General features: G+C 68.2%; 13 protein-coding genes. 4 read left to right on the top strand and 9 right to left on the bottom strand.

Annotation, left to right across the window (positions count from 1 at the left end):
• Positions 1–88 precede the first annotated feature (88 nt).
• From ABFG95_RS03660 to garL, 3 genes are all read left to right on the top strand, one after another.
• On the top strand, positions 89–1,150 hold the full coding sequence (locus ABFG95_RS03660) for an Ldh family oxidoreductase (protein WP_278990519.1): 1,062 nt from the start codon (positions 89–91) through the stop codon (positions 1,148–1,150).
• A gap of 114 nt (positions 1,151–1,264) precedes the next feature.
• Complete coding sequence (locus tag ABFG95_RS03655; protein ID WP_054502062.1) at positions 1,265–2,260, top strand: tripartite tricarboxylate transporter substrate binding protein; 996 nt, start codon at positions 1,265–1,267, stop codon at positions 2,258–2,260.
• A 69-nt stretch (positions 2,261–2,329) separates the two neighbouring features.
• Entirely contained in the window at positions 2,330–3,097 is a 768-nt protein-coding gene (gene garL, locus ABFG95_RS03650) for a 2-dehydro-3-deoxyglucarate aldolase (protein ID WP_054415874.1), read from the top strand.
• A gap of 48 nt (positions 3,098–3,145) precedes the next feature.
• Here garL and lysA read toward each other — a convergent pair whose 3' ends face one another.
• Positions 3,146–4,375 carry a diaminopimelate decarboxylase gene (gene lysA, locus ABFG95_RS03645; RefSeq protein ID WP_238909197.1) on the bottom strand — a complete coding sequence of 410 codons (1,230 nt, stop codon included), beginning with the start codon at positions 4,373–4,375 and terminating at the stop codon, positions 3,146–3,148.
• Positions 4,376–4,490: 115 nt separating this feature from the next.
• Between lysA and ABFG95_RS03640 the strand changes: the two genes are divergently transcribed.
• Entirely contained in the window at positions 4,491–5,405 is a 915-nt protein-coding gene (locus ABFG95_RS03640) for a LysR family transcriptional regulator (protein WP_054415873.1), read from the top strand.
• Positions 5,406–5,465: 60 nt separating this feature from the next.
• On the opposite strand, the gene ABFG95_RS03635 is transcribed toward ABFG95_RS03640, so the two are convergent.
• From ABFG95_RS03635 to ABFG95_RS03600, 8 genes are all read right to left on the bottom strand, one after another.
• The gene (locus ABFG95_RS03635) at positions 5,466–5,609 is read right to left on the bottom strand and encodes a hypothetical protein (RefSeq protein ID WP_348995464.1); all 144 of its coding nucleotides are present in this window, start codon (positions 5,607–5,609) and stop codon (positions 5,466–5,468) included.
• A 44-nt stretch (positions 5,610–5,653) separates the two neighbouring features.
• The gene (rpsT, locus tag ABFG95_RS03630) at positions 5,654–5,917 is read right to left on the bottom strand and encodes a 30S ribosomal protein S20 (RefSeq protein ID WP_006396042.1); all 264 of its coding nucleotides are present in this window, start codon (positions 5,915–5,917) and stop codon (positions 5,654–5,656) included.
• A gap of 311 nt (positions 5,918–6,228) precedes the next feature.
• Positions 6,229–7,200, bottom strand: coding sequence for a FecR domain-containing protein (locus ABFG95_RS03625; protein WP_059271500.1), 972 nt, complete (start codon positions 7,198–7,200; stop codon positions 6,229–6,231).
• Between the two features lie 198 nt (positions 7,201–7,398).
• Positions 7,399–8,958: a murein biosynthesis integral membrane protein MurJ gene (murJ, locus tag ABFG95_RS03620; protein WP_238909195.1), complete on the bottom strand. Its 1,560-nt coding sequence runs from the start codon at positions 8,956–8,958 to the stop codon at positions 7,399–7,401.
• Between the two features lie 340 nt (positions 8,959–9,298).
• A complete protein-coding gene (locus ABFG95_RS03615) occupies positions 9,299–10,057 on the bottom strand; it encodes a 3-hydroxyacyl-CoA dehydrogenase (protein ID WP_059271497.1) in 759 nt (252 codons plus the stop codon).
• 131 nt (positions 10,058–10,188) lie between these two features.
• Positions 10,189–10,845: an adenylate kinase gene (gene adk / locus ABFG95_RS03610; RefSeq protein WP_049073092.1), complete on the bottom strand. Its 657-nt coding sequence runs from the start codon at positions 10,843–10,845 to the stop codon at positions 10,189–10,191.
• Between the two features lie 92 nt (positions 10,846–10,937).
• Positions 10,938–11,702: a 3-deoxy-manno-octulosonate cytidylyltransferase gene (kdsB, locus tag ABFG95_RS03605; protein WP_049073093.1), complete on the bottom strand. Its 765-nt coding sequence runs from the start codon at positions 11,700–11,702 to the stop codon at positions 10,938–10,940.
• Positions 11,703–11,713: 11 nt separating this feature from the next.
• Positions 11,714–11,899, bottom strand: coding sequence for a Trm112 family protein (locus ABFG95_RS03600; RefSeq protein ID WP_049073094.1), 186 nt, complete (start codon positions 11,897–11,899; stop codon positions 11,714–11,716).
• Positions 11,900–12,035 lie beyond the last annotated feature (136 nt).

The raw sequence follows: 12,035 nt of genomic DNA, 5'->3' as shown, positions 1-12,035 counted from the left end.
CGCCGTCCGGGAGCTTCACACTGACAACAGCAGGAGACATCGCGTGCAAGGCAATGGTTCGGCAGGAACAGCGGCATCGGCGGGGCAGGTGCGTGAACAGATTCTGATCGTGTTGCAGGCCTGGGGCATGGCGCCCGACCTGGCCGCCATCACCGCCGGCCTGATGGCCGAGACGGATCTGCTGGGCATCGATTCGCACGGCATCTCGATGCTGCCGTCATACGAGGAAAAGCTGCGCGCCGGCACGCTCAAGCTCGACGCGCGCCCGCGCGTGCTGCGCGACGGCGGCGCCAGCGCGCTGCTCGACGGCATGGGCGGGCTGGGCTATCCGGTATCGGCGCAGGCCATGAACCTGGCCGTCGACAAGGCGCTGGAGCATGGCGTGGGCGCGGTGTCAGTGTGCAATTCGCATCACTTCGGCGCGGCTGGCGTCTATGCGCGCATCGCGGTCGAGCGCGGCGTGGTCGGGCTGGTCACCAGCAGCGCCAATGGCGTCATCATGGTGCCCACGCGCGGCGCCATGCCGATGCTGGGCACCAACCCCATCGCCTTCGGCGCGCCGGCCGCGCACAACGAGCCGTTCGTGCTCGACATGGCCACCACCACCGTGGCGGCCAACAAGGTCAAGGTCTACGACTTCCTCGGCAAGCCGCTGCCGCCGGGCTGGGCGGTGGACGGGCGGGGCGAGCCCGTCACCGCCGCCGACACCGCCATGCAGTTCATCTTCAAGCATCCCGAGGGCGGGCTGACGCCGCTGGGCGGCACGCCGGCCATGAGCAGCCACAAGGGCTATGGCCTGGCGATGATGGCGCAGATCCTGGGCGGCACGCTCAGCGGCAGCGCGCTGGCGGCGCGCCGCAACGTCACGCGCCGTCCCGGCGAACCCGACGACGTCGGCCACTTCTTCCTGGCGCTCAATCCCGACGCCTTCCGCGCCAGCGGCTCGTTCGAGTCGGACATGGACGACCTGATCGACACGCTGCACGACACCCCGCCGGCGCGGCCCGACGAACCGGTGCTGGTGGCCGGCGAACCCGAGGCCGCCGAGCGCGCGCGCCGCCGCGAGCAGGGCATCCCGATCCCGCCCGCCCTCGCCACGCGCCTGCGCGAGATCTGCCAGCGGGCCGCGGTGCCGTATCTGCTGGACTGAGCCCTCCGCCCGGTCGCATGACGTTTTCCCCGCCGCGCGGGCCTGCCCGCGCGTTGATTCACCGACCCGGCCACCGGGCGGCAAGCATTAGAAAAACACGACAAGGAGACAACCATGCAACACAAGACATCGCCGGCGCGCCGCCGGCTGGGACTGGCCGCGCTGGCATTGGGCGCGGCCGCGGCGATCGCGCCGGGGCTGCTGCTGGCGCAGGACTGGCCGACACGGCCGGTCAAGCTGATCGTGCCGTTCCCCGCGGGCGGCAGCACCGACGCGGTCGGACGCCTGCTGGCCGCCGAGCTGTCCAAGGAACTGGGACAGAGCGTGGTGGTCGAGAACAAGGGCGGCGCCAACGGCAACATCGGTTCCGATGTGGTCGCCAAGGCCGAGCCCGACGGCTACACGCTGCTGCTGTCGGGCGTGGGCTCGAACGCCATCAGCTATTCGCTCTACCAGAGCATGCCGTACCGCGACAGCGACTTCGCCCATATCTCGCTGCTGGCCACCGGGCCCAACGTGCTGGTGGCCAACATGGATTTCCCGGCCACCAACTTCGCCGACTTCATCAAGCTGGTGCGCGCCAATCCGGGCAAGTACACCCACGCCAGCTCGGGCAATGGGTCGTCGGGCCACCTGGCCATGGAGATGCTCAAACAGGCCGCCAAGATCGACCTGGTGCACGTGCCCTACAAGGGCGGCGCCGCCGCCATCACCGACATGATCGGCGGCCGTGTCTCGGTGATGTTCCTGAACCAGGACACGCTGCTGCCGCAGGTCAAGTCCGGCAAGCTGCGCGCGCTGGCGGTGGCCAGCGCCAAGCGCAATCCCGCCTATCCGGATACGCCCACGGTCGCGGAGTCCGGCTATCCGGGCTTCGCCGCCGAATCATGGTTCGGCCTGTCGGCGCCGGCCAAGACGCCGCCGGCCGTCATTCAGCGGCTGAACCAGGCGACCGTCAAAGCCCTGGCTTCACCGGATATCCGGCAGAAGCTGGAAAGCGTAGGCTTCGTGGTGGTGGGTGACGACCCCAAGGCGTTCTCGGCCTTCGTCCAATCCGAAATCACCAAATGGGGCGCGGCGGCCAAGGCCTCCGGCGCCCGCATGGACTAGCGTTCTGTATCAACTCCCCCCGCGCGCCGGGTGGCGCCGGGGGTTCAATACGATGGGAAACACGCAGCGATGACTTCACCCTTGCCCAACCGCTTTCGCCAACGCATCCTGGCGCGCGAGCGCCTGATCGGCTTCTGGATGTGCATGTCCAGCCACATCACCGCGGAAGTCGCGGGCCTGGCCGACTTCGACTGGCTGCTGCTGGACGGCGAGCATTCGCCCAACACCGTGCCGATGTTCCTGCAGCAGCTGCAGGCCCTGCAGGGCAGCGCCAGCGCCGCCATCGGCCGGCCGACCTGGAATGATCCGGTCGAGATCAAGCGCCTGCTCGACATCGGCTTCTACAACCTGCTGATCCCCTTCATCGAATCCGAGGACGACGCGCGCCGCGCCGTGGCCGCCACGCGCTATCCGCCGCAGGGCATCCGCGGCGTGGCCGGCATGCAACGCAGCAACCGCTACGGCACCGTGCCGGATTACTTGAAGACCATCAACGACAACATCTGCGTGCTGCTGCAGATCGAGAGCCGGCCGGGCATCGAGGCGGTCGACGCGATCGCCGCGGTCGAGGGCGTGGATGGCGTCTTCATCGGCCCGTCGGACCTGGCCGCGGCCCTGGGCCATCTGGGCAACCCGGGCCACCCGGAAGTGCAGGAAGCGATTCGCCACCTGTACCAGCGCGTCACCGCGCAGGGCAAGGCGGTGGGCATCCTGGCGCCGGTGCAGGCCGATGCGCGCCGCTACCTGGACATGGGCATGCACTTCGTCGCGGTCGGCACCGACCTGGGCGTGTTCAAGCAAGCCACCTTCGCCTTGCGCGAAGCCTTTCCCACCTGATCCTGCCTGATCGCGCGGCCGTCGCGTTCGCCACGGCCGCGCCTTGCCTTACTGCTCCAGCGCCAGCAGGTCGGCGACCGTCTGGCGGCGGCGGATCAGGCGCGCCTCATTGCGGTCCAGCAGCACTTCGGCCGCCAGCGGCCGGGTGTTGTAGTTCGAGGACATCGACGCGCCATAGGCGCCGGCATTGTGGAACACCAGGAAGTCGCCGATGCGCGGCCGCGGCAGCGACTGATCCGAGACCACACCGCCGGCGTCCTGCGTGAACACGTCGCCCGATTCGCACAGCGGACCGGCCACGGCGACGCGGGTCTCGGCCGTCGGCGGCGTGGCGCCGTCCGGCGCGTGCACCGAGATGCGGTGGTAGCTGCCGTACATGGCCGGGCGCATCAGGTCGTTGAAGCCCGCGTCCACCAGCGCGAAATCGCGCTCGGGGCGGCGGTTGATCGCGTGCACTTCGGCCACCAGCGCGCCGGCCTCGGCCACCAGGAAGCGGCCCGGTTCGATCTCCAGGCGCACCTGGTGGCCCAGGCGCTGTTCGATGCGCTTGCGGGCCGCGTCCCATTGCGCGAAGTAGTGGTCGCAGTCGATGCGCGGCTCGCCCTCGCGATACGGAATCGACAGACCGCCGCCGGCCGAGATGGCCTCGATGTCGTGGTCCATCGATGCGACCACGTCGACCATCGCGTCGCACACGCTGGACAGGTGGCCATAGTCCACGCCCGAGCCGATGTGCATGTGGATGCCGACCAGCTTCAGGCCGTAGCGGCGCACGATGCCGATGGCGGCCGCGACGTCGTCGATCCAGATGCCGTGCTTGCTTTGCGGGCCGCCGGTGTTGGTCTTGTTGCTGTGGCCGTGGCCGAAGCCGGGGTTGATGCGCAGCCACACGCGGTGGCCCGGCGCGTGCTGGCCGACGCGTTCGAGCATGTCGAGCGAGCCGGCGTTCACGGTGATGCCGTGCTTGATGACGGTGGCCAGGGTGGCGTGGTCGATCAGGTCGGCCGTGAACACCACGCCGGCCGGCTCGCCCGCGGGCTCGAAGCCGGCGGCCAGGCTGCGTTCGATCTCGCCCAGCGACACCGCGTCCACCATCACGCCCTCGGCGCGCATCAGGCGCAGGATGTGCAGGTTGGAGCAGGCCTTCTGCGCGTAGCGGATGACGTCGAAGCGGCGCAGCTGGGCGATGCGCTCGCGGATGACGGCGGCATCGTAGACCCACAGCGGGGTGCCGTGCTCGGCGGCGAGTTGGGTGAGCTGGCGCGGATCGAAAGCCATCGCGGATGAACCTTGTAGCGGGAAAGAAGGGGGAGGCCGGCATGATGCCCGACGTGGGTCATCCAGTAAAATGCTTATATTTTCCACATCGATTCATTCTTGATATGGACTCAGCATGCTGACCCATCGCCACGTCGAAGTGTTCCGCGCCCTGATGATCGCCGGCAGTGTCACCAAGGCCGCCGACCTGTTGTTCACGTCGCAACCCACCGTGAGCCGCGAGCTGGCACGCATGGAACAGGCCATCGGCTTCGCGCTGTTCGAGCGTGTGCGTGGCCGCTTGCGGCCCACCATGCCGGCGCTGGCGCTGTATGACGAGGTGCGGCAGTCGTATGCGGGGCTGGAGCGTGTCGCCTCGACCGCCGCGCGCCTGCGCGCGTTCCAGGATGGGCAGTTGGCCGTGATCGCGCTGCCGGCGTTTTCGCATTCGCTGCTGCCCGGGGCGTTCCGCCGCTTCAGCCAGGCCCATCCGGGCGTCAGCCTGGCGCTGGAGGCGCAGGAGTCGCCGTTCCTGGAAGAATGGCTCACGGCCCAGCGTTACGACCTGGGCTTGACCGAACATGAGCTGGAGCCGGCCGGCACGCGCCTGGAGCTGCTGGTGGAGGTCGATGAGGTCGCGGTGTTGCCCGATGGCCATCCGCTATTGGCGCGGGCCGCGCTGGACCTGGCCGATTTCGCCGGCGAACCGTTCGTCAGCCTGTCGCCCAGCGATCCCTATCGCATCCAGATCGACGAGGCCTTCGCGGCCCAGGGCGTCCTGCGGCGCGCCATCATCGAGACGCCGACGGCGGTGTCGGTGTGCGCGTTCGTGCGCCAGGGGCTGGGCCTGGCCATCGTCAATCCGCTGACCGCGCTCGATTTCGCCGGCCGTGGCCTGCACCTGCGGCCGCTGCGGCGGTCGTTTCCGTTCCGGGTCAACCTGGTGTTTCCGGAGCATCGTCCCAAGAATCCGCTGGTTGATCCCTTCACCGCCATGCTGCGGGACGAAGCCGCGCAGATGCGCGCCCGGCTGGCGGCTCGGCCGCAGTGACGGGCCGCTCAAAAAATACGGGTGGGCAACAACGACAGGCAAAAGCGCCGGGCTAAGGTATCAGGCAAAAGCGCGGACTAACGTACCACGCAAAAGCGCCCGGCAAAAAAAACGGGCAACAAAAGCGGGCAACAAAAGCGGGCAACAAAAGCGGGCAACAAAAGCGGGCAACAAAAAAGGATGCCCGTGGGCATCCTTCTTCATTTGCCGTATTCATGACGCTCCGCTTGGCGGAGCGGCAGAATGGCTTAGGCCAGCGCCTTGATGGCGGCAGCCAGGCGGCTCTTGTGGCGAGCGGCCTTGTTCTTGTGGATGATGTTCTTGTCGGCCACGCGATCGATCACGCTGGAGGCCTTTTGGAACACTTCGCCAGCCGCAGCCTTGTCGCCGGCGGCGATGGATTGGCGAACGCGCTTGATGGCGGTGCGCAGCATCGAGCGCAGGCTGGAATTGTGCTTGTTGCGCTCAACGGATTGGCGAGCGCGCTTGCGGGCTTGGGCGGTATTGGCCATGTTGCTATGTAAGTTGAATTCGGCAAAGTCGAACATTTTAGCAAGTCCCCGGGGGATTGCAAGCTTTAAATGCCGTGTCTGCCGATGAGGCGCCCGTCAACCGGGCGGGGGGCGCTGCGAGGAAAACCCCTCGGGCCGCAGGTCCCGGGTTGGGCACCCGGGCTGGAGACCTGATGGGCATCGATGGGAGCCGTGGGATCGACCCGTGATCAACGCCTGATGGTGGCCCTGCCGCGCCTACTGGATAAAAATACGGTACCGAGTATACAACGAAGCGGCTTTTCGTTACAGCCGCGCGTCGGCGACCGTGGTCAGGTCGCGACGTTGATCGACACGAACCAGGGGGTATAGCGCCGCACTTGGATCGGCATCTGGTCCTGCAGCGCATCGAGCGCGGCGTCGGTATCGTCCAGCGGGAAATGTCCGGACACCGGCAGGCCGCCGGCGGCCATGGAGACCCGCAGGGTGCCGCTGCGGTAGGGGCGCAGGGCGGCGATGACTTCGGCCAGGGGGCGGCCACGGGCATCGACCCAGCCGGCTTCCCAGGCGGCCTCGGCCATCAGTTCGGCGCGCGGGGTGTCGATGCGCGAGGCGTCGAAACGGGCGCCGGTGCCGGCGCGGACGATGCCGTGGGCGCCGGCCATGGTTTCCACCACGACTTCGTGTTCATGCACCACCACCACGGTGCGCTGGGCCTGCTGGCGCACCATGTAGCGGGTGCCCAGCGCGCGCACGGTGCCCTCGGCGGTCTGGACCAGGAACGGCCGGCGGGCGTCGGGCGCCACCGAGACCGTGACGGCGCCGTCCAGCAGGCGCACCTGGCGGTAGGCGGGGGAGAAATCCAGGTTGACGCGGCTGCGGGCGTCCAGCAGCAGCTGACTGCCGTCGGACAGGATGTAGCGGCGGCGCTCGCCGGTGGCCGTGGCGGCATCGGCCGCGACATTGCTCAGCGGATAGAAGGCATTGCCCACGTAGGCGGCGCAGGCCCCGGCGCTGGCGAGCGCGAGCGAGCCGGCCAGGAAGCGGCGACGCGGCGGCACGCCGACGGCCGTGGGGGCCGGCGGAGCGGAAATCAGCGGTGGCGGGGCTGCCGTGGCATAGCCGGCCGGGTAGGCGTCGCCCAACCGGCCGAAGTTCGATCCTGTCAATGTGCCCGTCAATTGTTGCCAGGCATTCTCATGGAGAGGATCTGCTGCGCGCCACGCCAGGAAATCGTTGTAGTCCTGCGCCGTCGCTTTACCGGAGCGCAGCAGCAGCAACCAATTGATTACTTGGTCCGCCATGGGGTGTCCTTGGGCGTACTTCACTTCATCACGCCGCCCGGCGGAGGCCGGACGGGAATCCTTTCGATGGCAATTTGTAAATAATAAAGGTTTTTTACCAAAGATTACCGGGTGCTTGTCAATTCTTGACGAATCAAATGCAAAAAAAGCCGGCGGCTGGCCGGCTTTTTGCGGAGATGGCGGGGAAAACGCCGAAAATCATCGAGCGGCCCGGCGTCCGAAGTCCCGGGGACGGAACCCAAACAGTAACAACATGCCGAAGTAGACCGCCCCGCTCGCCGCCAGCACGCCGCCCAGCCACAGCGCGCGGTGGCCGGAATGGGTCTGCAGGCCGATCCAGTCAATACGGCCATCAGCGTAGACGAGCAGGGCGGCCAGCGCCGCCAGCGCCGGGATCAGCCGCAGCGTGAAGCGGCCCCAGCCGCTGCCGGGTTGGTAGACGCCCCGGCGGCGCAGGCCGATCAGCAGCGCCAGCGCGTTCAGGCAGGCGCCCAGACCGATGGCGAGCGCCAGGCCGGCGTGGGCCAGCAGCGGCACCAGCGCCAGGTTCATCAGCTGGGTCAGGATCAGTACGCCGATGGCGATCTTCACCGGCGTGCGGATGTCCTGCTTGGCATAGAAGCCGGGCGCCAGGATCTTCACCGCCAGCAGGCCGATCAGGCCGGCCGAATAGGAAATCACGGCCAGCCGGGTCTGCAGCACATCCTGCGCCGAAAACGCGCCATAGTGGAAGAGCGTTGCCACCAGGCCGTCCGACAGCAGCGCCATGCCCACCGCCGCTGGCAGTCCCAGCAGCAGCACCAGCCGCAGGCCCCAGTCGAGCAGCGCGCTGTAGCCGCCATGGTCGTCGCGGGCGTGGGCGGCCGACAGGCTCGGCAGCAGCACCGTGCCCAGCGCCACCCCCAGCAGGGCGGTCGGGAATTCCATCAGGCGGTCGGCGAACGACAGCCAGGTAACGCTGCCGGGCGTGAGCCAGGTGGCGATGTTGGTGTTGATCAGCAGCGAAATCTGCGCCACCGACACGCCCAGCGTGGCGGGCGCCATCTGCTTGAGGATGCGCTGCACCGTCGGGTCGGCCCAGGCTTCGCGAAAGCGCAGCGAGAAGCGCGGCGTCAGGCCCAGCCGCGCCAGCGCCACCCATTGCACGGCCAGTTGCGCCACGCCGCCGATCATCACGCCGATGGCCAGGGCATAGACCGGCACGTCCATGCGCGGGGCCAGCCAGAGGCAGGCGGCGATCATGGACAGGTTCAGCAGCACTGGCGTGAAGGCCGGCACGGCAAAGCGCCGCCAGGTGTTGAGCACGCCGGAGGCGAACGCAATCAGCGACATGCAGAAGATGTAGGGAAACATCACCCGCGTCATCCACACCGCGGCGCCAAATTCGGTGTCGCGCGCGGCGCCGCGCAGGCCGCTGGCCATGGCCGACACCACCCAGGGCGCGGCGATGATGCCGATCAGCGTGATCGCCATCAGGGCTGCGGTGAGCAGCAGCGCCACCCGGTCCAGCAGGGTGCGGACCTCGGCTTCGGAGCGGTTGTTGCGGGCATGGCCCAGGATCGGCACGAAGGCCTGGGCGAAGGCGCCCTCGGCGAACAGCCTGCGTAACAGGTTGGGAATGCGGAAGGCGACCCAGAAGGCGTCGGTGATGGGGCCGGCGCCGAAGGCGCGCGCCACCAGGATGTCGCGCACCAGCCCGGAAATACGGGACAGCAGGGTGAAGCTGCTGACGGTGGCCGCGGAACGGAACAGGCTCATGGGGGTGACTGGATGGAGGCGGACGGCCGTCAATGGAAAATAGCCTTCCTCGAAGGGAAGGACCGCTGCATGCCCGGGCGCTTCAAAGGATGGCTTTTCCCCGCCGGGCCGCCCCAAGGGGAAAAAGCCCCCTCGGGGGGCAGAGAGCCCCCGCAGGGGGCGAAGCGTGGGGGCATATTCCCCGCCGGGCCGCCCCAAGGGGAAAAAGCCCCCTCGGGGGGCAGAGAGCCCCCGCAGGGGGCGAAGCGTGGGGGCATATTCCCCGCCGGGCCGCCCCAAGGGGAAAAAGCCCCCTCGGGGGGCAGAGAGCCCCCGCAGGGGGCGAAGCGTGGGGGCATTTTTACTTCGGCGGCATCCGGATGGCGCCATCCAGGCGGATCGTCTCGCCGTTCAGCATGTCGTTGGTGATGATGGCGTGCACCAGCTTGGCGTAGTCCTCCGGACGGCCCAGGCGGGCGGGGAAGGGGATGCTGGCGGCCAGCGAGTCCTGCACTTCCTGCGGCATGCCGAAGATCATCGGCGTGCCGAAGATGCCGGGAGCGATCGTCATGCAGCGGATGCCGGTCTTGGCCAGGTCGCGGGCGATCGGCAGGGTCATGCCGGCCACGCCGGCCTTGGAGGCGGCGTAGGCCGCCTGGCCGATCTGGCCGTCGAACGCGGCGACCGAGGCCGTGTTGATCATCACGCCGCGCTCGCCGGTGGGCTCGGGCGTGTTGCCGCTCATGGCCTCGGCGGCCAGTCGCATCATGTTGAAGCTGCCGATCAGGTTGATCGACACGACCTTCTGGAACAGGTCCAGCGGATGCGCGCCGTTCTTGCCGACGATCTTGGCGGCCGGCGCCACGCCGGCGCAGTTGACCAGGCCGAACAGGGCGCCGAGTTCCTTGGCGGCGGCAACGGCGCGCTGGCCGTCGGCCTCTTGCGTCACGTCGCAGTGGACGTAGCGCTGGCCCAGTTCCTTGGCCAGTTCCTCGCCAGGGCCGTCCTGCAGGTCGGCGATGACGACCTTGGCGCCGTTGGCCACCAGCATGCGCACGGTGCCGGCGCCCAGGCCGGATGCGCCGCCGGTCACGATGAATACCTTGTTCGCGATTTCCATGTTTCTACCACCAGATCAATTCAAGGGATGAAAGCGGCGCGCCGGGCGCCGGATGCGAAAAGGCCTTCGGGCCGGGGGCGGAACGCGTCGCGTCCGGCCGGCGCCGAAGGCCTGGGCCTGCGAAGCGCCGATCAGCTCTTGACGGCGTCGAACAGGCGCGACTTGATTTCCTCGACCGCGCCGACGCCGGAGATCTTGCGGTACTTCGGCGCGTCGGCCGGGTTCTGCTGGGCCCAGGACGAGTAGTAGTCGACCAGCGGACGGGTCTGCTGGCGGTACACGTTCAGGCGGTTGCGCACCGTTTCCTCGCGATCGTCGTCGCGCTGGATCAGGTCTTCGCCGGTGACGTCGTCCTTGCCTTCGACCTTGGGCGGGTTGAAGCGCACGTGGTAGCTGCGGCCGCTGGGCTGGTGCACGCGGCGTCCGCTCATGCGTTCGATGATGTCTTCTTCGGGGACTTCGATCTCGACCACGTAGTCCAGCTTGACGCCGGCGCTCTTGAGCGCATCGGCTTGCGGAATGGTGCGCGGGAACCCGTCGAACAGGTAGCCGTTGGCGCAGTCGGGCTGCTTCAGGCGATCCTGGACCAGGCCGATGATGATCTCATCCGAGACCAGGCCGCCGGCATCCATGACCTTCTTGGCTTCGATGCCCAGGGGCGTGCCGGCCTTGACCGCCGCGCGCAGCATGTCGCCGGTGGAGATCTGGGGAATGCCGAAATGCTGGGTGAGAAACGCGGCCTGAGTGCCTTTGCCGGCGCCGGGAGGTCCGAGCAAGATGAGACGCATGAGTGCTCCTGAATGGGGTTTAATTTTTGTGATCCGAGCGATTATGCCGCAACGCAACAGCCTCTGCGGGGCCGCGCCATGCGAAATAACCCTTATAGACGATTGCTGTAGATCAAGCGAACGCGTTCCAGGTCGGCCGGGGTGTCTACGCCGGCGGCCGGAGGATGCGACGCCCGATGGACGACGATGACGTGGCCGTGCTCCATCGCGCGCAGCTGCTCCAGCGACTCGAACCGTTCCAGCGCGCCTTGCGGCAGGGTCGGGTAGCGGCGCAGGAACGACACGCGGTAGGCGTACAGGCCGATGTGGTGCCAGGCGGGCAGGCCCTCGGCCAGCACGCGTTCGCCGCCGGCCAGCGCGTCGCGCGCCCACGGGATCGGCGCGCGCGAGAAATACAGCGCGCGGCCGTCGACGGCGCAGACCAGCTTGACCACATTGGGGTTGAACAGCGCCTGGGCGTCGGCCAGCGGACAGGCGCAGGTGGCGATGTCCGCCTCCGGGCTGTCGGCCAGGCGGGCGGCCACGGCGTCGATGAGTTCGGGTTCGATCAGCGGCTCGTCGCCCTGCACGTTGACGACGATCGCGTCGTCCGGCAGGCCCAGCTGTTCCACGGCCTCGGCCAGGCGATCGGTGCCGGTGGGATGGTCGCCGCGCGTCATCAGGGCGCGCAGGCCGTGGGCCTGGGCGGCATGCTGGACGCGCGCGTCATCCGTGGCGATGTAGACCTGCGAGGCGCCGGATTGCGCCGCGCGCTCGGCCGTGCGCACCACCATCGGCTTGCCGGCGATGTCGGCAAGCGGTTTGTCGGGCAGGCGGGTCGAGGCGGTGCGCGCCGGGATCAGGGCGATGAAGCTCACGGCGGGGCGGGTCAGGAGGACGCGGCGGCGGCGTCGTCCAGCGAACGCGCCTCGGATTCAAGCATGACGGGAATGCCGTCGCGCAACGGGAACGCCAGGCGGTCGGCGCGGCAGACCAGTTCGGCCCGGGTCCGGTCGTGTTCGAGGCGGCCCTTGCACAGGGGGCAGACGAGGATGTCGAGAAGGCGGGATTCCATGACCGGGATTCTAAAACAGTTTGGGCGGGCGCAGCCCGCGCCGGGCCGCCTGGTGCGTCGGAAATGACGGCTGCGGGAGGATCGAATTACGTGTTTTGTTAATTGTTGTCATGTTTTGATGCCCCGTGCCCGAAAT

Source organism: Achromobacter sp. HNDS-1 (genome assembly GCF_040084795.1).
Taxonomy (GTDB): domain Bacteria; phylum Pseudomonadota; class Gammaproteobacteria; order Burkholderiales; family Burkholderiaceae_B; genus Achromobacter; species Achromobacter ruhlandii.
The sequence above is the reverse complement of the archived record's forward strand: the minus strand, read 5'-3'. Positions and strand labels throughout refer to the sequence as shown.

Coding starts and splice junctions, on each gene's coding strand:
- murJ (WP_238909195.1), bottom strand. CDS start 8,958: ATGAGCCTGTTCCGTTCCGCGGCCACCGTCAGCAGCTTCACCCTGCTG.
- lysA (WP_238909197.1), bottom strand. CDS start 4,375: ATGGCTTTCGATCCGCGCCAGCTCACCCAACTCGCCGCCGAGCACGGC.
- ABFG95_RS03655 (WP_054502062.1), top strand. CDS start 1,265: ATGCAACACAAGACATCGCCGGCGCGCCGCCGGCTGGGACTGGCCGCG.
- ABFG95_RS03640 (WP_054415873.1), top strand. CDS start 4,491: ATGCTGACCCATCGCCACGTCGAAGTGTTCCGCGCCCTGATGATCGCC.
- ABFG95_RS03625 (WP_059271500.1), bottom strand. CDS start 7,200: ATGGCGGACCAAGTAATCAATTGGTTGCTGCTGCTGCGCTCCGGTAAA.
- ABFG95_RS03600 (WP_049073094.1), bottom strand. CDS start 11,899: ATGGAATCCCGCCTTCTCGACATCCTCGTCTGCCCCCTGTGCAAGGGC.
- ABFG95_RS03635 (WP_348995464.1), bottom strand. CDS start 5,609: ATGAAGAAGGATGCCCACGGGCATCCTTTTTTGTTGCCCGCTTTTGTT.
- adk (WP_049073092.1), bottom strand. CDS start 10,845: ATGCGTCTCATCTTGCTCGGACCTCCCGGCGCCGGCAAAGGCACTCAG.
- garL (WP_054415874.1), top strand. CDS start 2,330: ATGACTTCACCCTTGCCCAACCGCTTTCGCCAACGCATCCTGGCGCGC.
- ABFG95_RS03615 (WP_059271497.1), bottom strand. CDS start 10,057: ATGGAAATCGCGAACAAGGTATTCATCGTGACCGGCGGCGCATCCGGC.
- rpsT (WP_006396042.1), bottom strand. CDS start 5,917: ATGGCCAATACCGCCCAAGCCCGCAAGCGCGCTCGCCAATCCGTTGAG.